The sequence below is a fragment of the Lentzea sp. NPDC055074 genome (assembly GCF_053608005.1).
Genome location: NZ_JBSGUQ010000022.1, coordinates 34,849 through 56,197 on the forward strand (window position 1 = coordinate 34,849; position 21,349 = coordinate 56,197).

Annotated in this window: 12 protein-coding genes; 5 read left to right on the forward strand and 7 right to left on the reverse strand. The window is 68.4% G+C overall.

Annotation, left to right across the window (positions count from 1 at the left end):
• Positions 1–38: 38 nt before the first annotated feature.
• From ACWF7A_RS36590 to ACWF7A_RS36605, 4 genes are all read right to left on the reverse strand, one after another.
• Positions 39–743, reverse strand: coding sequence for a hypothetical protein (locus ACWF7A_RS36590; RefSeq protein WP_452255077.1), 705 nt, complete (start codon positions 741–743; stop codon positions 39–41).
• The gene (locus tag ACWF7A_RS36595) at positions 740–1,330 is read right to left on the reverse strand and encodes a hypothetical protein (protein WP_452255078.1); all 591 of its coding nucleotides are present in this window, start codon (positions 1,328–1,330) and stop codon (positions 740–742) included. Before ACWF7A_RS36595 ends, ACWF7A_RS36590 begins: the two co-directional genes overlap by 4 nt.
• Positions 1,331–1,497: 167 nt before the next feature.
• Entirely contained in the window at positions 1,498–2,073 is a 576-nt protein-coding gene (locus tag ACWF7A_RS36600; protein ID WP_452255079.1) for a hypothetical protein, read from the reverse strand.
• Between the two features lie 104 nt (positions 2,074–2,177).
• The gene (locus tag ACWF7A_RS36605) at positions 2,178–11,990 is read right to left on the reverse strand and encodes a LamG-like jellyroll fold domain-containing protein (protein WP_452255080.1); all 9,813 of its coding nucleotides are present in this window, start codon (positions 11,988–11,990) and stop codon (positions 2,178–2,180) included.
• Between the two features lie 211 nt (positions 11,991–12,201).
• Here ACWF7A_RS36605 and ACWF7A_RS36610 point away from each other — a divergent pair, with 211 nt between their 5' ends.
• On the forward strand, positions 12,202–14,157 hold the full coding sequence (locus ACWF7A_RS36610; protein ID WP_452255081.1) for a tachylectin-related carbohydrate-binding protein: 1,956 nt from the start codon (positions 12,202–12,204) through the stop codon (positions 14,155–14,157).
• 63 nt (positions 14,158–14,220) lie between these two features.
• Here ACWF7A_RS36610 and ACWF7A_RS36615 read toward each other — a convergent pair whose 3' ends face one another.
• From ACWF7A_RS36615 to ACWF7A_RS36625, 3 genes are read right to left on the reverse strand one after another with little or no spacing between them, the layout of a single operon-like run.
• The gene (locus ACWF7A_RS36615; RefSeq protein WP_189159655.1) at positions 14,221–14,601 is read right to left on the reverse strand and encodes a RidA family protein; all 381 of its coding nucleotides are present in this window, start codon (positions 14,599–14,601) and stop codon (positions 14,221–14,223) included.
• An 11-nt stretch (positions 14,602–14,612) separates the two neighbouring features.
• Positions 14,613–15,359, reverse strand: a complete 747-nt coding sequence (locus tag ACWF7A_RS36620; protein ID WP_452255082.1) for an IclR family transcriptional regulator — start codon at positions 15,357–15,359, stop codon at positions 14,613–14,615.
• On the reverse strand, positions 15,360–16,325 hold the full coding sequence (locus ACWF7A_RS36625) for a sugar kinase (protein ID WP_452255083.1): 966 nt from the start codon (positions 16,323–16,325) through the stop codon (positions 15,360–15,362). It abuts the gene before it with no gap.
• 97 nt (positions 16,326–16,422) lie between these two features.
• On the opposite strand from ACWF7A_RS36625, the gene ACWF7A_RS36630 reads away from it, so the two are divergent.
• From ACWF7A_RS36630 to ACWF7A_RS36645, 4 genes are read left to right on the forward strand one after another with little or no spacing between them, the layout of a single operon-like run.
• Positions 16,423–17,703, forward strand: coding sequence for an amino acid deaminase (locus ACWF7A_RS36630; RefSeq protein WP_452255084.1), 1,281 nt, complete (start codon positions 16,423–16,425; stop codon positions 17,701–17,703).
• A 13-nt stretch (positions 17,704–17,716) separates the two neighbouring features.
• On the forward strand, positions 17,717–19,300 hold the full coding sequence (locus ACWF7A_RS36635; protein ID WP_452255085.1) for an N-acyl-D-amino-acid deacylase family protein: 1,584 nt from the start codon (positions 17,717–17,719) through the stop codon (positions 19,298–19,300).
• Complete coding sequence (locus ACWF7A_RS36640; RefSeq protein ID WP_452255086.1) at positions 19,297–20,700, forward strand: GntP family permease; 1,404 nt, start codon at positions 19,297–19,299, stop codon at positions 20,698–20,700. The genes ACWF7A_RS36635 and ACWF7A_RS36640 overlap by 4 nt, the downstream gene beginning before the upstream one ends.
• Before the next feature lie 4 nt (positions 20,701–20,704).
• A complete protein-coding gene (locus ACWF7A_RS36645) occupies positions 20,705–21,259 on the forward strand; it encodes a hypothetical protein (protein ID WP_452255087.1) in 555 nt (184 codons plus the stop codon).
• The last annotated feature ends 90 nt before the right edge of the window (positions 21,260–21,349 follow it).

A 21,349-nucleotide genomic window follows, 5' to 3' on the forward strand; every position in this document is an offset into this window, starting at 1 on the left:
GCCCCCGCCCCCGCGCGCGGGGGGGGCGCCGGGCGGGCTTAAATCTCCCCCGCCCCCCCCCCCCCCCCGGGGGGGGGGCCCCCCCCCCCCCCCCCCCCCCCCACGACCGGTTCCCACGGCTCGGCCCTGACCTGGAACACGGCGCTGGCCCGCTGCCCGGTGGCGGCCCGGAAGCTGACGGTGGCCCCGTTGTGCAGCGGCCCGACCTCCAGGTGCTCGACCGGCGGCTCGTCCTCGTACTGCTGGAGCCCGAGCACCCTCGAGCCCGGCACCACCGACACCGTGAGCTGCTCGATGACGGCGGGCCCGCCGAAGTAGCTGAGCCGGAACTCGTCGGGCGCGCCGGGCGTGATCGCGAACGTGGGCATCCCCCGCTTGCTCCGCTCCACGGCCAGCAGCTCGGTGATCCCGTTGATCTGCGCCGTCACCTGCTGAGCGGTGAACTGGGCCTCGTCGGCGAGCATCCGCGACGCCGTGGCCTCCTCCGCCGCCTTCCCGATGGCCTCCTCGGCCTTCGCGGCGGCCTTCTTCGCCTCGTCAGCAGCGTTCTTGGCCTGAAACGCACTGCCCGTGGCCTGCTCGACGGCCTTCCGCGCGGCAGCCGCCTCCTCCTGCGCCCTGGCGGCGGCCTCCGCAGCCTCCTTGGCAGCCGCCTGCGCGTGCTTGGCCTCACGGGCCTGCCACAAGGCGATGGCCACGGCACACATCGCCACGACAGCGGCGATCACAGCGAGCGCGATCATGCCCGCACCCCCACCGAGGCGAGCTGACGCCGGGCCAACTCGTCGATCACGTCCGTGTCCCCGGTCCGCCAGGCCACAGCGGGATCACCGTCGAACTTGCCGAGCTCGCGCGGGCTCAGGCTCGTGAGCGCTCTCAAAGCCAGCAGATCAGGCTTGTCCCGCAGCCGCGCGGTGTTCGCGGCCTTGCGCGCGTACCGCAGCCTGACCGGCAGCCAGGACATGAGGAGGAAGAGGACGGGGATGACAACGATGGCGACGGCAAGCCAGAACGCGGAGTCCTGCACCACGCCGATCTGCGCGTTGCCCGCACTGGTCAGCGTCTCGCCGGCCTTGCTGCCGTTGCCCAGTGCCCCGGCCAGGTCCTCGCCCACGAAGGGCACACCCTTGGCCTTGGCCGCCGCGTTGGTGAAGACGTCACGGATGCTGCCGCCCGCGTTGACCAGGCCGTCTCCCGGGGCCCTGAGCTCCAGGACCCAGTCGTGGACCGTGGTGGCCACCCAGATCCAGAGGGCGACCCAGCCGACGGCCAGGAGGTCGGCGATCAGTTGACGCGTGAACCTTGCCGGTCTGTCCGCGTACCACTTCATGGCACGGATGGTGTCACGTGACCAATCGGGCGTCGATGATCACCTGAGACATGCAACGCGGGATGCTCCGGAAGCGGAGTCACGCGTCGTGACAGCCGTGCCGCTCTCAAGGTCGCAGCCAAGCCCCACGCCCGGCAACGAGGCCCTCCACTCCGGGAAGAAAGGTCTCATTCAGCGGGATGCGCGCCAAGCCAGCGACGAATACCTGCCTTCACGAAATCGTCGACGTGGTCCCGGCCGAGCATGAACTCGGCTCGGCCTCGGAGATACGCGATCCGTTCGGGATGACGTACGGCCACCACTTGCAGGTCGGTCTCGCCGTGATCGCTCCCGACGAGCACGTTCCCGTCCAGCGACATCGCCACGAACAACGGACGCCCCCGGCCGCGTCCGAGCATGCCGCTCGCCGCTCCTCTGCCCATCACGTCCCACTGGCCGGTGAGCTCGACCTCCGCCCACCACCGCGCCCCCGGCCAGCCGATCCTGTCCTGTTCGAACGACACGAGAAACCTGCCTTCGTCCGCCAGCAGACCGACCCCTCGAGACGTCCGGTACCAGGCTTCGTTTGCCTTTTCCACCAGCTGCGGGTCGGCGAGCCGCAACGACTCTCTCGCCACGACCTCCGGCTCACGACAGGAGAAGACGAGCCCGGCGACTCTGGGCGGCACGAGCGGGGTCTCGATGCCGACGATCCCGATCAGGCGCAGGCTCGCCTCTTCGAACGACGCTGCCAACTCAGCCACGGCCACCCGGTCCACCCCTTCCGGAGAACGCAGGTTGGCGTGGGCGGCCGGAAAACCGTCCACGCCAACCTGGAATCTTCTATTCGATCAGACAGCTCTGCGGTTCATCGCCACGGATAGCGATTCATGTTTCCGTAGTTGTGCCCGCCAGCCTTTTGATGTCCCTTCGGATAAAGTCCAAACCAGACGATCTCATTGGTGGCCGGATGAACCGCGATCCGCGCCTGGCTCGTCTCGTCGCCGTTATAGTAGATCGGCGCACCCTGCCAGTGATCTCGCTTGCTACGGCTGAGTTCTGTCCCTCTCAGCAAGTCGTCACCCCAGTTGCCGTTCTCGTCCTTCGCCTGACGAGGCCGCATGTTCGGGTCGGCCTTGTAGTCGCTGACGAGGTCGCGGATCTCCCGCGGCACATCCTTCTGGACAAGACCGTTGGGGAGATCGCTGGCCCGTTCCGTCCAGAAGTCCTTACGATCGGTGAGGCCGGCACGACGAGACGCGACCTCATCCTTCATGTAGCCCTCAGGGGCCCAGCCCTCACCATCGATCCCGTTGCCGCAGTTGTGGGTCAGGACATCGGCAGCGGCGCTCTGCCCCCGCCCGGCAGCACCCACGTAGTACGTGTGGGTCCCGTCGACCGTGAGGTTGTAGACGAGCTGGACCTTCGAGAACGACCGAGTCCCCAGCACCGTGGCCGGACGGCCGTCGGCGGTGGTGAACCGGTACCCGAACTTCAGCTCCTGCGCCTTGCGCCACTCCCCGAGCGACGAGACCCAGAACGGGTGCCCGTCCGTCGAGACGATCTTGGCCACACCCGACGAGGTCAGCACCGTGATCTCGTAGAGCCTGCCGTCGGCCTCGTGCGACCGGACGTCGGTCACGGCCTTGGCACCGGACGCACCCGTCGTCGGATCGGTGGCGCGCACGACGTCGCCGACCTTCAGCGACGCGATCGGCTTGCGTGAGCCGTCGGCCATCAGCACGGTGGTCGACCCGTCGAAGCTGTTCGGGTCGAGGCAGGGCGAGCCTGTGCTCGACTCGCCGCGTGACTTGTGCCCCGCGTCCTTCGCCGCGCTGTTGCCCCGTTTCTTGCCACCGCCCAGCAACGCGAGGAAGTCGCCGGCTCCGGGCACCGCGGAGTTCGCGAGGTCCGACACCGCCTGCTCGCCGACCGCCTTGATGACGTCGGTGCCCGGCTTGACGATCGTGGCCTTGATGATGTCGATCGTCTTGTTGACGTCCTGGACGTTCTCCGCCAGCGCGCCGACCTTGCGGGCCGGCAGGTTCGCCGACGACGACACGAGGTCCTTCATCTGGATCCGCGGCCGCAGGGCCGCGGCCAGCACCGGGAGCGGATTGTTCTTCGCCGCGTGGGCGATGGCCGCCTTGGCTCGTTTGGTGATCGCGGCCATCGCGGCTATTCGTGCCGCTCTCGCCGCGGCTTCGGCCGCGGCCTTCTTCGCCGCCAGCTGAGCGGCTTCCTTCAGGGCTGATTTCGCGAAGTCGCCCACCCGGCGGCCTGCAGCGGCCAGGTCGTCGCCGAACTTCCGCGCACCGCCGACCACGTCGTCGCCGTAGCGGCGAGCACCTCCGACGACGTCATCGCCGTACTTGCGTGCTGCGCCGAGAACGTCGTCGCCGTACTTGTAGAGGTACTTGGCCCCCTTGAGCAGCTTGCCGCCCGGGATGAAGTTCGACGCCGCCCAGAAGGCGTTGGCCCAGCTGGGTTCGCGGATGAAGTTCGCGACGTCGTTGTAGCCGGAGACCTCCTTGACGACCTCCAGGCCGGCCTTCGCGACGGTCTTCACGCCGTTCCAGACCTGGCCCCAGTCCGGCCAGTGGCCGTCGGGGTCGATCATGTCCGTCGGGCGGCCGGCGCCGTAGGTGTAGCGGTTGAACAACACCGACGGGCCCGAGGAAGCCGTGACCGAGTCGCGTGAGGCGAAGCCCCCCGTGCCCGGCTGGTACCAGCGGGCACCCATGTTGACCTGCTTGGTGTCCGGGTCCGTCCAGTCGCCCTGGTAACCGAGCTGGCGCTGGGCACCGGCGGAGGCGGTGGGCACCCCGAACGGGTCGTACGCCGCCGAGTCCGCGACCCCCGAGGTGGCCGTGGGGTCGAAGCCACCGACCAGGTCACCGTGCTTGTCCGACAGGGCGAGCCGCTTGGCGCCACCCTCCGAAATGGACATCAGCTCGCCGGACGCGCCGCGGCCGTACACGGCCTTGTCGTCCGAGACCGGGTCGATGTCGAAGCCCGCGTACGCGAACGACTTGGTGTTGCGGGACACCATGCGATCCGCGCCGTCGTAGGCGTAGGACGTGGTGCCCACGGCGACCATGCGGTCGAAGGCGTCGAAGGAGAACTTCTCCTCCATGCCCGACGACGTGCGGGAATCCATCGTTCCGCGCGCCGAGTACTTGTAGGTGTAGTCGCCGTCCGACCTGAGCCGGTTGCGCTCGTCGTACGCCGCGGTCTTCGCACCGTTCTGCGTGCGGTTGCCGGACTTGTCCCACGAATAGGCCGTCGTCGCACCGCCGAAGGTCCAAGACTTCAGGCGGTTCGCGTAGTCGTAGGTGTAGGTGTGTTCACCGGCGCCCGCAAGACCGGTGACGGCCTTGCGTCGCAACCTGTCGTTGTTGTCGTACTCGTAGACGGCCGACGACTCCACAGCACCGGCGGCCGTCCTGAGCTCGTCGAGCTTCTGCCTGCCCAGTCCGTCGTAGTCGACGGTGCGGCTGCGCACAGACCCGTACTGGATCTTCGACAACTGACCGGCGGCGTTGTACGACACGATCTGGCCGACACCGGTGACCCCGTCGGTCATCGTGTGCAGACGGCCCTTGTCGTACGTGAACCTCGCCGTGCCCGCCGCGTCCGTGCGCGTCTTCACCCGGCCCTGCTCGTCGTACTCGAACGACGACGCACCGGACGGCCCGGAAGCCGACAGCAGACCACCGCGGTCGTTGTAGTCGTAGGTGTTGCGACCGCCGGGCGCGTCGAGCTCCTTCAGCCTGCCCGAGAGGTCGTACGCCTGTGCACGCGTCGTCGTCGCGGACGCCGCACCCGCGCCGGTCTCGGTCGTCAGCCTTCCCAGCGCGTCGTACGAACGCTCCCGCGTCACGTTGCCGGGGGCGGTCATCTTCTTCGAACTGCCGGCCTGGTCGTACGTGTTGGTCCACGTCCGGTCGGCCAAGGCGGGATGCGCCGTCGTCGACGGCTCGATCACCTTCTCCGGCAACGCCCACGAGTTGTAGGTCGTGACGAAGTTGTTGCCGCGACCATCGGTGTACCGGGTGCGCTGTCCTGCGGCGTCGTAGCCGAACGACGTCGTGATCGAGTCGGCGTCCGCGTCGGACACCGGCTCCTTCTGCTGGATCAGCCTGCCCAGCGCGTCGTAGGAGTACTCCGCCTTGCGCCCCATGGCGTCGGTCACCGACTTCACGTTGCCCGCGAAGTCGTGCGTCATGACCGTGTTGCGCAGGACCCGGCTCTGACCGTCCAGACTGAACTGGCCGGTCATCGACCCGGTCTGGTCGTAGCGCAGGTAGCTGGTGCGGCCGAGCGCGTCGCGCTGCCAGACAGGACGGCCGGCGCCGTCGTACCCGGACTGCGTCGTCACGTTCGCCGCGTCGGTGCCGGACGTCCGCTGCCCCAGCGTGTCGTAGGTGAACGTCGTGACGTCGGCGGCCGGCGCGGGTGAGGTGATCTTCTTCAGCTCCCCCGCGTCGTTGTGCTCGAAGACGGTGGTGAACGCCGCCGAGACCGGCTTGCGTTCGAGCACCGACTCGGTCTTCTTGCGCCCCAACTCGTCGTAGGTCGCCTCGGTGCGCGCACCGGTCGGGTCGGTGACGGAGAGCTGCTCGTCGTTGTGCGTGTAGGTGTACTTCCAGACACCGCCGATCTCGGTCGGGGCGTCGGCCTTCGGGTCCTGCCGCTCGACCATCCGGCCTCGCTGGTCGTACCGGAAGCGCGAGACCGCGCCCCGCGGGTCCTTGACCTCGACGGCGTTGCCGACGGCGTCGTACCTGCGCTCGATCACGCCCTTGATCGGTGTGGTCGAACCGGGCGCGACGTAGTCGGGCGTCTCCGTGCGGACCAGCCGCGCGGCCTTGTCGAACGCGCTCGTGACGACGTGCCCGTTCTCGTCCTTCGACTGGGTCTGGTCACCGAAGGTGTTGAACCCGATGAAGCTCTTCGGCCTGCGCACGACGGGGTCGCCGCCGTCGCTCTCCACCTTGACCGACGGCTGCTCGACGGCGACCTGCCGTTCCGCCTCGTCGTAGGTGAAGTTCGTGGTGAACTCCACCGGGTCGGCGCCGGTGGCGTTGCCGCGCGGATCCGTCTCGCTGATCTTCAGGCCGCGCTGGTCGTAGGTGCGTGACGTCTTGCGGGACAACGTGCCGTTCTGCACGGTCTCCGCGATCTGGTTGCCCTCGTTGTCGTAGTCGAAGGTGACCACGTCGGACGTGTCGGTGATGATCCCCGGCGTGTTGGACCCCTTGCCGGAGCGGGTGACCTCCTTGACGTTGCCGTTCTCGTCGTACTTGTAACCCACACGCCGCTGCAGGCCCGCGGGGTCGGCGAGCGACTCCTCGATGCGGCCGGCGTTGTCGAACTTGTAGGTGACGACCTTGCCGCCCGCGGACTTCCGCTCCACGACGTTGCCCGCGCCGTCGTACTTGTTCGACTCGAGCTCGATCTTGCGCGGCTTGCCGTCGGCGCCGGTCACCTCCGCGAACACGCGGAACACCAGCCCGTTGCCGTAGTACTCGTAGAGGGTCTTGCGGCCCATCGCGTCGACCCTGCGGACGAGCCGGCCGCCGAGGTCGTAGGTGTTGGCCTCCATCACCAGCAGGCGGCCCGCGTCGGGCTCCTCGTCGTCCTGCTGGACGCCTCCGGACACGGCCTTGCCGTGCCAGCCGCGCATCCTCACTTCGGCGACCTTGTTGCGCGCCGTGTAGGCGTACTCGATCTTCGTGCCCAGCGCGTCCACCACGAACGTGCGGTTGCCGAAGTTGTCGTAACCGTAGGAGGTCCTGTTGCCCTCGCCGTCGGTCACCGAGTCCTGACGACCGCGATCGTCGTAGGAGTAGGAGATCGTGCGAGAGGCGTCGCCGCCGGTCAGGTCCGAGACCACGATCTCCGACGGCTGCCCGTCGGCGTTGTAGGTGGTCTTGGTGAACTTGGTGTGCTTCTTGCCCGTCACCGCGTTCGTCACCGCGGCGTCGGTCACCTCGACCGGGCGGTTGGCCCCGTCGTAGACGGTCCTGGTCTCCAGGCCCAGGGGGAAGGCGGAAGAGATCTCCTTCTCACTGGTCGTGCGACCCAGGTTGTCGTAGGCGTACCGGGTGATCAGCCCGTTGGGTTCCTTCTTCTCGTACAGGTCACCGTTGTCGTGGTACCGGTACTCGGTCCTCTGCCCACGAGCATCCTTTGTGGACTGCAGCAGTCCCTTCGGCGGAGTGGGCTTGGTCGTGGTCTGGCCGGGACGCGGGACGGGCGCGGTGTTCTCGTCGGTGTAGGTGTGCGTCACCGACTTGCCGTCCGGCATCGTCTGCGAGGTCAGGTTCCCCAGGTCGTCGTAGGCCGACGTGGTGAGGAACCTGGTGTCGTCAGGACCTGCCGACCGGCCGTCACGCGCGGTGAGCTGCTTGTCGATCTTCGGGTTGGTCTCGTTGCCGGGCGTGAACGGCTGGTAGGTGAAGTGCTCCGTGTTGCACGCACTGGGGTCCTGGCACGTCTTGCGCTTGACGACGTTGCCACGTGTGTCGTGGGTCAGCTCGACGACGGAGCCGTTCTCGTCGACGATCCGGTGCTGGAACCCGGTCGCGTCGTACTCGTAGGTCCGCGCGCCGACGCCCTGGACCGGGCCGCCCGTCCACTGCGACCCGCCGCTGCCCGTCCCGCCGCAGTAGGCAGGTGTGCCGTCGGGGTTCGTCGCGGGCGTGCCGGAACAGGGTGGTGCCGAGGTCGGGACCGTCGTGATGATCGAGGGATCCGCTCTGTCCTCGTGCCGCACGTCGACGCCGAGCGGTGCGGCGAACCGGATGATCCGGCCCTTCACCGGGTCGTAGTCGAAGTAGTGCGGCCGTCCCCCGGGGTCGGTCACACCGATCGTCTTGACCATGTTGACGATCGAGGTGTCCTTGGTGGCCCCCTCCTGGTCGACCGGCTTCTCGGTGCTGGACACCGTGGGCAGGCCGAGCTTCCAGGTACCACCGTTCTCGTCGGTGTACTGCTTGATCCGGTCGTTGACGTTGTCGTACTCGATCTCGGCCGCGACCCGCTCGGACGGCATCGTCACGGACTTCAGCAGGTCCGCGCGCGTGCGGCCGTTGAAGTGACCGCTCACCGCCTCCTGGCCGAGCGGGTAGTGGTAGAGCGCGACCTCGTCGATCTCGCCCTGGAAGTGCTTCTTCGCCTCACCCGGCCACCAGCCGGCCGGTTCCCAGTCAGCCGGGCCGACCGCGAAGCCCGCGCCGATCTGGCCGAACTCGAGCCGGCTGTCGTCGATCTCGCCCAGTGTCTCGTTGACGTACCTGCCGTCGACGAACATCTTCTGGACGTTCACGGATCCGGTCAGCACCACGTGGTGCCACTGGCCGTCGTTGACCTTGGCGGTGGTGGTGATCGGGGCGACCCTGCCGTGCCAGAACTGGCCGCGCAGCTTGCCGTCGCGGTCCACGTAGAGCACCGGGACCGCGCCGTCCTGGGTCTCCTCGTACTTCTTGTGCTGGAACCCGATCAGCGGACCGCCCGACGTGGTCTTGAACCACATCTCGATCGACAGGTCTCGGTTCTTCATGACCGCGGCGCGCGGCAGTTCCACCCTGGAGGTGGTGCCGTTGAACGAGACCGCGGTGTCCGGGCTGTCCTCCAGCGGGCCCGGACGGCCCAGCGTGACGTCGCGGTGCTTGCCCCAGTCGCGGTTGAGGTTCGTCTGCACCTGGCTGACCGCGTGCTCGCCGCTGGGCTCGCCGAGTCGCCAGTACGAGTAGGGCTTCGAGTCGAGCACCATCGAGCGGTAGTGCGAACCGGTGGTGTAGCCGTAGTTCGTGCACTTCGTGTGCGGGTCGCAGACCTTGGTCAGCTGGTCGCCGGTGTACTCGTAGGTCCAGACGATCTGCGCCGCCCCGGTGGACGGAGCCTCGGTCTTGACCCGCTTGACGTGGGCGCCCTCCCACTCGAAGGTCAGCGTGCGGCCGCTGGCCTTGCTGATCGCCTGGTCGATCTGACCGCCGAGCCCGTAGGTGAGCTCGACCTCGCGGCCCGCGTTGTCGACGATGCCGATCAACCTGCCGTCGAACTCCCGGAAGGTGTAGACGGTGTTCGACTTGTCGACCAGCTTGTACTTCGAGCCGTTGCCGATCTCCTGGTAGAAGGTCGCCTGACGGCCGGGCGGCGGGTCGAAGCTGCCCGGCTCGGCGTTCTTGCCGAACCTGACCTGCTGACCGTCCGGGTACGTCACGACGACGTTGCCGGACTGGTCGAGGTCCTTGATCACCCGCGTGTCGAACCGCGTCGACCATCCCGCGCCGAACAGGTTGTGCTTGCGCGGGTCGAGGCTGTTGTAGGTACGGGCGATCGTGAGCTCGGGTCCCGCGACGCTGACCGAGGCGTCGACCGCGCCGGTCGAGTAGTTGCCGATCTGCGGGTCGAAGTCGAGGTCACCCGCGCTGTACGGCGCACCGCCCAGGTGGGACGTGATGTCCGGCTGCGGTACCGAGGTCAGCAACGCGCTGAACGGCAGCGGCGGGTTGTTGGCCTGTCCCTCGGAGTCGTAGGCCCAAGGCCGCCAGTGGTAGGTCTCGCTCCACTGCAACCACCCTGCGGGGACGGTCCAGGTCTGCGTGTTCACCCTCGGCGAGCGACGGCAGCCGTTCGGGTGGTCGGGGGTGCCGTCGGCCCTGCTGGAGCAGATCTCGAACTCGTAGCCGACACCGACCGGCACACCGGGCAGCGGGTCGACGTCGATCGCCTTCGCCCACAGCTGAGGCATCAGCGTCGGCACGTTGTGCCCCGCCGGCGGATAGAGACCCGTGATGAACGGTGGAATGTTGATCACCGACAACGACAGCCGCGCGGGCGGGATCTGCTCGTCGGTGAAGTAGGTGTTGTTGTGCACCACGCTGAAGTCGAGGAGGTAGTCCCCCGCCCGCAACGCCTCGATCTTCGCCTTGAGTGAAACGGTCTGACCGGGCCCGACCTCGGGCATCTCATCGTTCGAGGTGACCGAGGCGACCGGGGAACCGTCGGTGCGGAACGCGCGGTAGGCGAGCTTGTACCCGGCGGCCTTCGACCAGGTCTGGCTGCCGTTGTTGGTCACCGCGATCTGCACGTAACCGGCCGAGCCACCGTGCACGGGCGGTTCCGGCACACCCCGCTCGATCTTGTAGCTCGCGTCGTACGGCGTGTGCGTGACGTAGAGCTTGGGCTTGTTCTGGGCGGCGGCGTGCCCGACGAACTTCTTGAACCCGCTCACGGCCTTGACCGCGAGCCCGTTGTTCGTCGTTCCCCTCGCCCAGGCCTGCACGACGTTGCGTCCGTGCTCGCCGAGGTCGATCACCTCGTTCGCGGTGGGACAGGCGGACTGGCTCTGGCCGAACTCGACATGACCGTGTGCGAACGCGGTACGGGACATCTGCGCGCCGGTGCTCAACCGCGCCGCGGTGCCGGAACCCCACGACTGCAGCACCTCGTGCACCGTGATCGGCTCCGGGCGGCACGAGGGCTCGGCGTAGAAGTTCGCGAGGCTCAGCTGAGCCGCGAACACCCGGTGGTCGCGCAGCGCGGACCTGACCCCGTCGAACTTCAGGTAGCCGGTCCACCCGTTGCCGACGTGCATCTCGTCACCGCTGCGGGCAGTCGTTCCGTTGTTGTACATGGAAAGGCCGCTGGTCTGTTCGGACACCGACGGGTCGACGGCGACCGGGTACCTGCGCGCGCCGTCGCGCAGCCAGCCCTGGTCCGCGGTCAGCTTCAGCGCGGGAGCGCCGTTGTGCCGTGTGATCTCGTAGGCGACGGCGTCGGACCGCACACCGGCGGCGTCGACCATGTGACCGGCCGGGATCTGCGCCTTGACATCACCCCGGTCGTCGCTGAGCACGACGTTGCCGTCCTGGATCTTCGCCCGCAGTCCGTTGAGCCGCAAAGGGAACAGCCAGGTGTTCGAGGCCTGGCCGTTCGCCAGCACCATCGTTTCCTTGACACCGCCCGGCATGACGTCGAGGCGCAGGTCGGTGTGCGGGCTGACGCCGGGGTAGACGATCGTGCTGCCCGAGGCCTGGCCCCGCACGGCCGCGGTGCCCGCGAGGCCGTAGGACATCTCCTCACCGCCCGCGAGTTTCATGCTCACGAAAGGTTCTTCCGCCGCGGTACCGGACAGTCGCGTTCGGACGGAGTCGGCCTTGTTGCGCCAGCCGTCACCCTCGGGCACCAGCGTCGTGTCGATGGGCTGGTAGGAACCGTCCGCGGCACGGTAGTTCTCGGCCGACTGCGAGAGCTCCGTGGTCTCGGTGCCGTCCGGGTTCACGAACGTCCGGGAGTTCGTGCCGCGCTTGCTCGCGTCTTCCTTGCTCTTCGCGGGATCGAACCCCGTGAACGTGTTCGGCGCCGCCACTTCCCGCGCGACGTTGGTGGCACCGGCAGGTGCGTCCTTCGGCTTGTACTGCGGGTATTTGGAGGACTCGGACACCGGCATCGCCCGGTTGACGGTGCCTTCGCCGGTCTCGTGCCGCTGGCCGTCTGCCGATCCCCACACCTGGTCAGGAGCGAGCTGGCTCGGGTCGAGCTGTCCGTTGGCACCCCACTGCGGCAACAGCTGGATCATCGACGGGGCGACGGTGCCGACGAACAGCACCACCACCAGAGCGGCGACAAGAGCGAAGAGCCCACGTCTCGTACGCGGTGTGAAGCGCATGCTGGACTACCCCCAGTAGCGATCAGCGGGTGTGCGCCGGGCAGAGTGCCCGTTTCGCATACTTACGGCAAGCGCTCGGTTGCACAGTGTGTGCAAGTGTGCAAGTGCGTCCGTGTCGGCACGATGCCCGCTGCGTACTCTCCCGCCGTCGATGTCCGATCTGGGGGATTACATGTCATCAGGTAGTTCAAGACGCGCGCTGGGACTCGCGATGGTGCTGGGTGTCGGCCTGGGCGGCATCACCACCCCTGTCGCCTCCGCGGCGTCCACGTTCACCTGCAAGACCGGCGTCACCTTCTACGGGGTGCAGCAGAACGGCGATCTGTTCACCTATTCGCACCAGGAGCCCGAGAACGGGACCTTCGTCTGGGGCGCCAAGGAGGACGGGGTGGGCAACGGCTGGAACACCGGCCGCACCCTCGCCGGCCCCGACGGTGTGATCTACCACCTGCGCGGCGACAACAACGGCGAGCTCCGGCGCTTCAAGCTCCGCGAGGGCACCCGGATCTGGGAGAACTGGAATGGCGCCCAGTACCGCTCGGTGGGCAACGGCTGGGAGCGCTACTCGACGCCCGAGTACCGCAACCGCGTGACCGTCGACGAGAAGGGGCGGCTCTACGCGATCGACGACAAGGGCCGCCTGCGCGTCTACATCTGGCAGGGCGACGACGCGACCGGGATGTGGACCCCCGAGACCGGCGGCGGCCAGGTCCTCGACCAGGACTGGAACAAGTACGACCTGATCGTCGCGGCCGGCGATGGCGTCCTCTACGCCCGCACTCCCGGCGGAGAGCTCTTCCGCTTCCGTCACGACTTCACCGCGAACCGCTGGGTCCAGTACGGCCTCCCGGCGGGCACCGGCTGGAACATGTTCAACAAGGTCGCCGCGTCCGGCGACGTCCTCTACGGCACCGCGAACATCAACGGCGGCCAGCTCCTCTGGTACCGCTACCGCGAGGACACCAACACCTGGGACGCCGGTGACCCGGACACCAACCGGGGCAAGATCGTCGGCACCGGCTGGTACAACGATCTCGACGTGACGATCGACCCGAACGGCTGCCGCCTCACCGGCTTCCCCGTGCCCTCCAGGCCCGTCGTTCCCGAGGGTCTCAACGACCCGAACGTCATGCTCCGCACACCGGACAACCACCTCTCGATCTTCTACGTGAACGCGCAGAAGGCCCTGACCGTGGCCGGGCAACGACACCTCGGCAACGGCACCACCTGGGAGTATCAGGCCTTCTCCGACTACCACCGCTACGCGGGCCAGCCCGCGGCCGCCCTGCACAAGGACGGCCGAGTCGAGACGCTCGCGAACAGCAGCGAGGACGCCGTCTACCGCGGTAAGACCCAAACCGCCGTCAACGACACCTACGGCGCGGGCCTGAACAACCACGGCGGTTTCATGCCCGGCGCTCCCGTGATGGTCCGCGACGGCGTCGACAGGCTGCGCGTCTTCGCCGTCGACGCCTCCGGCGTGCTCTGGCAGCGCCGTCAGGTCGACGACAACGGACAGTTCACCGCGTGGAAGCAGATCAGCACCGGATGGACTCGTGACTTCGCCGTCATTCCCAGTCCAGGTACGGAGATCCTGTCGTTCGTCACCCGCCAGGCAGACGGCAGGATCAAACTCCACTCACTCTCGTACCTCGCCTCCACGGGTGACATGATGATGTCGTCCGAGCCGCGTCTCCCGGTCCTCATCACCGGCGCCCTCGGCAGGCCCTCCGTCGTCCGGCATCTGAACGGCGCCCTGGAGATCTTCTACGCCAAGGCGGACGGCAGGATCTACTCGTCGCGGAAGAAGGACGACGCCTACCCCGAGGGCTCGGTTGTCGGCACAGGCGAGTTCGTGGCCGCGGGCAACCCGTTCGCGATCGTCAGGCCGAACGACCAGGTCGAGGTGGCCGTCCGGGGCAGCGACAACTTCATCCGCGTCGTGAGCCAGCAGGCCCCGGCCGCGGCGTACGGAGAGTGGGTCACGCCTTCGCTGGAGGAGGCGGCCACGGATCCCACCGCCGCGCTCGACGACGCGAACAACGCGTTCTTCAGCTGGCGCAAGCCGAACGGGCTGCTGGGAGTCGCGTTCGTGCGCCGTGACAGCGCTTCCCTGACTGCTGTCACCACGCCGAGGTACAGCTCACCGGCGGTCGAAGGGCCCTGACACCAGAACAGACATGACGAAGGCGCGCCCCGAGCTCGGGGCGCGCCTTCGTCGTTCGGCAGATCAGTCGACGACGGCCAGCGCGTCGATCTCCACCAGCAGACCGGCGGGCAGGCCGACGTAGACGGTCGTGCGAGCGGGCGCCGGGTCGGTGACGAACTCGCCGTACACCTCGTTCAGCTCCGCGAAGTGCGCGGTGTCGGTGAGGTAGACGCGGATCATCACGACGTCGTCGATGGACGCGCCACCGGCGGCGAGGACGGCGTGCAGGTTCGCGAACGTCTGGCGCGTCTGCTCGGCCACGGTGGTGCCGACGATGTCGCCGGACTTCGGGTCGAACGCGACCTGGCCCGCGACCTGCAGGATGTTGCCCTTGCGCACACCCTGCGAGAAACGGGCCACCGGCTGCGGCGCGTCGGCGGTCTTGATCTCAACCTTGGACAACGGAACTCCCCTTATCTCGGAACATAACCGCATTCGACTGATGCAGCTTCGGCGGTGGCAAGAAGGTCCGGCAGGTGGGACAGCAGGCCTTCGTAGTCGAGCAGCACCTTCGGCACGGACATCGACACGGCCGCGAGGACCTCACCTCGCGCGCCCTTGATCGGGGCCGCGATGCAGTGGATGAAGTCCTCGTGCTCGGAGTTGTCGACGGCGTACCCGTTGGCGCGCACCCGGTCCAGCTCGGCCAGGTAGGCGGCCGGGCCGAGGATGGTGTTGTCGGTCAGGCGCGGGAACTCCATGCCCGCCAGCACCTTCTGCAACGCCGGGGCGGACAGGTCGGCCAGCAGGATCTTCGCCACGGCCGTGCAGTGCAGCGGCGCGCGGCGGCCGATGCGCGAGTACATGCGCATCTGGTGCCTGGACTCGTACTTGTCGATGTAGATCACCTCACCGTCCTCGTAGGACGCGAGGTGGACGGTGTGGCCCAGGCGGGAGTTGAGGTCGCGCAACGCGGGCTCGGCGGCGCGGCGGACGTCGCGTTCCTCCAGGGCCCGGTTGGCGAGGTCGAACAGCGCCGTGCCGAGGCGGTAGTGGTGCACGCCGTCGCGTTGCACGAAGCGGTGCGACTCCAGCGTGCGCAGCAGCCTCAGCGTCGTCGACTTGTGCACGCCGATCACGGCGGACAGCTCGTCCAGCGTCTTCGGGCCCGTCGCGAGCTGGCTCACCAGGGTGAGCGCTCTGTCGAGACTCTGGCTCATCTACACCTCCAGGCGGGCGGACGCCCAGGTCTGCGGGTCGGCGTGCAGCAGCGGTACCGTCACGTCGTCCGGCAAAGGATCTCCGACGTCCTCGGCGGTGAGCAAAGCGGACGCCGCCTGCAGGTGCCCGGCGCGCAGCCGGACGGACGGGCTCTCCCCCGCCAGGGTGGCCGCGAGGAAGCCCGCCGCGAACGCGTCGCCCGCGCCCACCGGCTCCACGACCTCGACCTTCAGCGCCGGCTCGAAGTAGGACGAACCGTCCTCCAGCAGCGTCGCGCCCTCCGCGCCCTGCTTCACGACCAGCGACGCCGGACCGGGCAGCAACCGCCTCAGCCGTTGCGGATCCCCCGTGCCCCACACCAGCTCCGCCTCGTCGGAACCGGCCAGCACGACGTCGGCCATGTCCGCGAGCTCGCGCAGCACGCGCGGGTCGCGGTCGGTCCACAGAGCGGGCCGCCAGTTCAGGTCGAACGAGATCCGGAACCCGTGCCGCGGCCTGCGCAACAGCTCGCGCATCATCGCGAGGCACGAGTCGGACAGAGCGGGCGTGATGCCGCTGAGGTGCACCAACGCGACCTCGCCCAGCCCGAGCCGGTCGATCATCTCTAGGCCCATGCCCGACGCCGCCGACCCGCGCCGGTAGTAGCGCACCGGGCTGCCGTGCGGCGAGGCCTCCTTGACGTACAGGCCTGTCGGACGGGTCGGGTCCACCCGGACCCCGGACACGTCGACGCCGAAGCCGGACACGGTGTCGAGCACCGCCATCCCGAACGAGTCGTCGCCGACGGCGCTGACCCAGGACGACCGCACGCCGAGGCGCGTCAGGTGCACGGCGACGTTGGACTCGGCGCCTCCGACGGCCCTGTGCCAGGTTCGCACCAGATGCACGGGACCGGGTTCAGCCGGAACCATCATCACCATGGTCTCGCCCAGACACACGACACCGCCGACGTGATCGAACCGCATGCGCGCTCCAGAGGTGTTCGTTGACGGCGGCGAGACCGAATGCTACACAACTCAGCATCACATCGCGCAATGGGAGTTGCAAAATATGCAACATCTGATGGAGATGGACCTCACGGCCGTCGCGGACATCAGGTCGGAACGGATCAGCTGGCGCTTCAAGGGCCTGCCGTCGAGCACGTTCGGCTCGACGATCGGCGAGGTCGCGGACCGGCGTCTCGACCTGTTCGCCGACGAGTTCGTCGGGCCGCTCGTCGTGCTGGACGCGGACGCGTTGACGCACAACCTGACGACGATGTCGAAGTGGTGCGACAACCACGGCGTCAAGCTGGCACCGCACGGCAAGACGACGATGGCGCCGCAGCTGTTCCAGCGGCAGATCGAGCACGGGGTCTGGGGCATCACGGCGGCCAACGCTTCGCAGCTGCGGGTCTACCGGGCGTTCGGGGTGAGCCGGATCCTGCTGGCGAACCAGCTGCTCGACCCCGCCGCGCTGCGCTGGCTCGTCACCGAGCTCGACGGCGATCCGGGCTTCGAGTTCAGCTGCTGGGCCGACTCCGAGGCCGGGGTCGCGCTGATGAGCGAGATCCTGCAGGAGCTCCAGCCGTCACGGCCGGTCGACGTGCTGGTCGAGCTCGGCGCTCCGGGAGGCCGGACGGGTGCGCGCGACCTGGACACGGCGCTGGCCGTCGCACGGGCCGTGGACCAGAGCCCGGTGCTGCGACTGGTGGGCGCCGGCGGTTACGAGGGCGCGCTGGCGCACGACGCGTCCGAGGCGTCGCAGGCGGTCGTCGACGGCTACCTGTCCGACCTGCGCACGCTCGTGCTGCAGCTGGGCGACGCCGGACTGCTCGACGAGCTGGACTCGGTGATCGTCACGGCGGGCGGCAGCGCGTACTTCGACCAGGTGGCGGCGACGTTGTCGCAGCCGTGGCCGATGCCCGTGACACCGGTGCTGCGCAGCGGCGCGTACATCACGCACGACGACGGCTTCTACCGCGGGATCTCGCCGTTCTCCCGGATCGACGGCGTGGAGCCGTTCCGCAGCGCCCTGCGGGCCTGGGCCCAGGTGACGTCACGGCCGCAGCGCGACCTCGCGTTGCTGACGATCGGCAAGCGCGACGCGTCGTTCGACGAGGGCCTGCCCGAACCGCAGCTCGTGCGCCGCGGTGACGGAGCGATCGCCCCGCTGGCGCAGGCGGAGGTCACCGCGCTCAACGACCAGCACGCGTTCCTGTCCCTGGGGCCCGAGTCCACGGTCCGGGTCGGCGACTGGGTCGGGCTCGGTCTGTCCCACCCCTGCACGGTGTTCGACAAGTGGCAGCTCATCCCGGTCGTGCAGGGCACGACCGTGGTCGACCTGATCCGTACCTACTTCTAGAAGGAGTGCTGTGATGGACGACGTCGTCCTGCGCGGACCGCTGATCGCCGACGGCACGGGCGCGCCCGCCTACCAGGCGGACGTGGGGATCAAGGACGGCGTCGTCACGTCGATCGGGAGCGGCATCTCGGCCACCCGCTCGATCGACGCGGACGGGCTGGTGCTCGCGCCGGGCTTCATCGACATGCACTCGCACTCGGACCTGCGCGTCCTCGCCGAGCCGGACCACCTGGCGAAGGTCTCGCAGGGCGTCACGACCGAGGTGCTCGGCCAGGACGGCCTGTCGTACGCGCCGGTGAACGACGAGGTGCTCGCGACGTTGCGCGGCCAGCTCGCCGGCTGGAACGACGACCCGCCGGGCTTCGACTGGAACTGGCGCTCGGTCGGCGAGTACCTCGACCGCCTCGACCAGGGCATCGCGGTGAACGCCGCGTACCTGGTGCCGCAGGGGACGTTGCGGATGCTCGTCGTCGGCTGGGACGACCGCAGGCCCACCGAGTCCGAAATGGACACGATGAGGTCCGTTCTCGCGCAGTCGCTTGCGGAGGGCGCGATGGGCATGTCGTCCGGGCTGACCTACACGCCGGGCATGTACGCGGACACGTCCGAGCTCGTGCAGCTGTGCGAGGTCGTCGGGCAGCACAACGGCTTCTACAGCCCGCACCACCGCAGCTACGGCGCCGGCGCGCTGGAGGCGTACGCCGAGATGGTCGACGTCTCGAAGCGCTCCGGCTGCGCGCTGCACCTCGCGCACGCCACGATGAACTTCCCGGTCAACAAGGGCAAGGCGCCCGAACTGCTGGCGTTGCTCGACGACGCGATGGCGAACGGCGCCGACATCTCGCTGGACACCTACCCGTACCTGCCGGGCGCCACCTACCTTTCGGCGCTGCTCCCGTCGTGGGCCACGGAAGGCGGGCCGGAGCGGGCGCTGGCAAGGTTGTCCGATGTGGACACCCGCGAGCGCATCCGGGCCGAGATCGAGGAGACCGGGTCGGACGGCTGCCACGGCGTGCCGGTCGACTGGGACTCCATCGAGATCAACGGCGTCCGCAACGAGCGCAACGCCCACCTCGTCGGCTCCAGCGTGCTCCAGTCGGCGGCCCGCCTGGGACGCGCGCCGGGCGACCTCTACTTCGACGTGTTGGTCGACGAGCGGATGGGTACCTCGTGCCTCATGCACGTGGGCCACGAGGAGAACGTGCAGGCGATCATGAAACACCCGGCGCACACCGGCGGCTCCGACGGGCTGCTGGTCGGCGACCGGCCACATCCGCGCGCGTGGGGGACGTTCCCCCGGTACTTCGCGCGCTACGTCCGCGAACTGGGCGTGCTGAGCCTGGAGGAGTGCGTCGAGCACCTCACCGGCCGCGCGGCCAAGCGTTTGCGGCTCACCGACCGAGGTCTGGTCCGCGAGGGCTACGCGGCCGACCTGGTGCTGTTCGACCCCGAGACGATCGCCGCCACGGCGACGTTCGACGAGCCGCGACAGCAGGCCGCCGGCATCCCGTACGTGTTCTGCAACGGGGTGACGGTGATCGACGACGGAACCGCCACCGGCTCATTGCCAGGCCATTCACTCAGGAGCCGCCCGTGATCGACTGGTTGCAACACTCAACAGGGGGCTTGCTCACCCTCGCGGTAGTCAGCATCGCGGTGCTGTTGCTGCTGATCATCAAGTTCAAGGTCGAGCCGTTCATCGCGCTGATCGTCGTCGCACTGCTGGTCGCCCTGTTGGCGGGCGTGCCGGTGGAGACGCTGGTCGGGTCGGCTCAGAAGGCCTCGGACTCGTTGCTGGAGAAGGGCTTCGGCTCCATTCTCGGGCACATCGCCGCGATCATCGGCCTCGGCACGTTGCTGGGCGCGATCCTCGAGGCGTCCGGCGGCGCGCAGGTCCTGATGGACAAGCTGATGAACGCGTTCGGCGAGAAGAAGGCGCCGGTCGCGATCGGCCTCGCCGGTCTGATCTTCGGCGTTCCGGTCTTCTTCGACATCGGCATCTTCGTGCTGGCGCCTTTGGTCTACGTGGCGGCGAAGCGGTCCGGCAAGTCGATCGTCCTGTTCGCCATGCCTTTGCTGGCAGGGCTCTCGGTCATGCACGCGTTCATGCCGCCTCACCCCGGACCGGTGGCGGCGGCCGGTCTGCTGGGCGTGTCCCTCGGCTGGATCATCATCATGGGTCTCGCGGTGGCTCTGCCGTCGTGGTTCGTCGGCGGTGTCCTGTACTCGTACTGGATCGGCAAGCGCATCAACGTGCCGGTGCCGGAGGAGATGCTGGCGGCGGCCGAGGTGGCGCGGGCGGAGAACGGCGGCGACGACCGCGACCCGCCGTCGCTCGGCCTGGTGCTCTCGATCATCGGCCTGCCTCTGGTGCTGATCCTCGCCGGCACGTTCGGCTCGATCCTGCTCACCAAGGGCTCGAAGCTCTACTCGGTGGCGACGTTCTTCGGCACGCCCGCGGTGGCGCTGACGATCTCGGTGCTGCTCGCGTTCTGGCTGCTGGGTTTCCGGCGCGGCATGACCCGCGAGAAGGTCGCGGAGCTGTCCGCCGCGTCGCTGAAGCCGGTCGCGATGATCCTGCTCGTGGTCGGTGCCGGTGGCTTCTTCGGCGCCGTGCTGGCCGCGACGGGCATCGGCAAGACGCTGGCGAACGAGCTGTCGGGCATCGGCCTGCCGGTGATCGCGCTGGCGTACGTGATCAGCTGCGTCATCCGCATCGCGCAGGGCTCGGCGACGGTCGCGATCGTGACGACGGCGGGCATCGTGGCACCGGTGCTGGCGGACCTGGGCTACTCGCAGCCGCAGCTCGCGCTCGTCGTCATGGCGATCGCGTCCGGGTCGATCATCGCCTCGCACGTGAACGACGGCGGGTTCTGGATCGTGTCGCGGTACTTCGGACTCTCCGTGAAGGAGACGCTGCAGTCGTGGACGGTCCTGGAGACCATCCTCTCCGTGGTCGGTTTCGCGGTCGCCGCGGTGCTCAGTCTGGTTGTCTAGCCGTGTGCATCGAAACCTGATCTGCGTGCTCGTGATCGCGGCGGTGGCGGGGTGCTCCTCGCCACCGCCGGTTTCGTCTCCCCCTCCCTCCCCCACAGGGCCGGACAAGGCCGCCGTACTGACGTGGATCGACCAGATCTGCGCCGCCGACGACCCGATCCTCACCGTCAGCGCCGTGGTCGCGACGGGGCCGAAGTTCGCTCAGGGCCAGCAGCCGACCGAGGCCGACCGGCCTGCCGTGCTCGCGTACGTGACCAAGCTGCGCGACATGTACGCGCAGGCGAAGGCGGCGTACGACGGAGTCGGTCCGTCCCCCGTCCCCCGCGGCGACGAGCTGGTCGCCGGGCACCGCAAGGGTCTGGCCGAGATCGTGCCGAAGCTCCAGGAGTACCTGGACAACGTGCAGAGGTTCCCTCCTCAGGGCATCGACGCGCCCGCGCTGCTCGCCGGCGCCGAGGTCGTGTCGTGGCTGCCGGAGGGCCCTGGCCTGGGCGATCTGCGCGACGCCCACCCCGTGCTGGACGAGGCGTACAAGCAAGCCCCGAACTGCACGAGCTAAGACACAAACGAACAGCTTCGAACGCTTGACACCACCCGTTCCACATCCGAGGATCGGCGCAATGTTCATTTGTGTTTGATGTGGACGGGG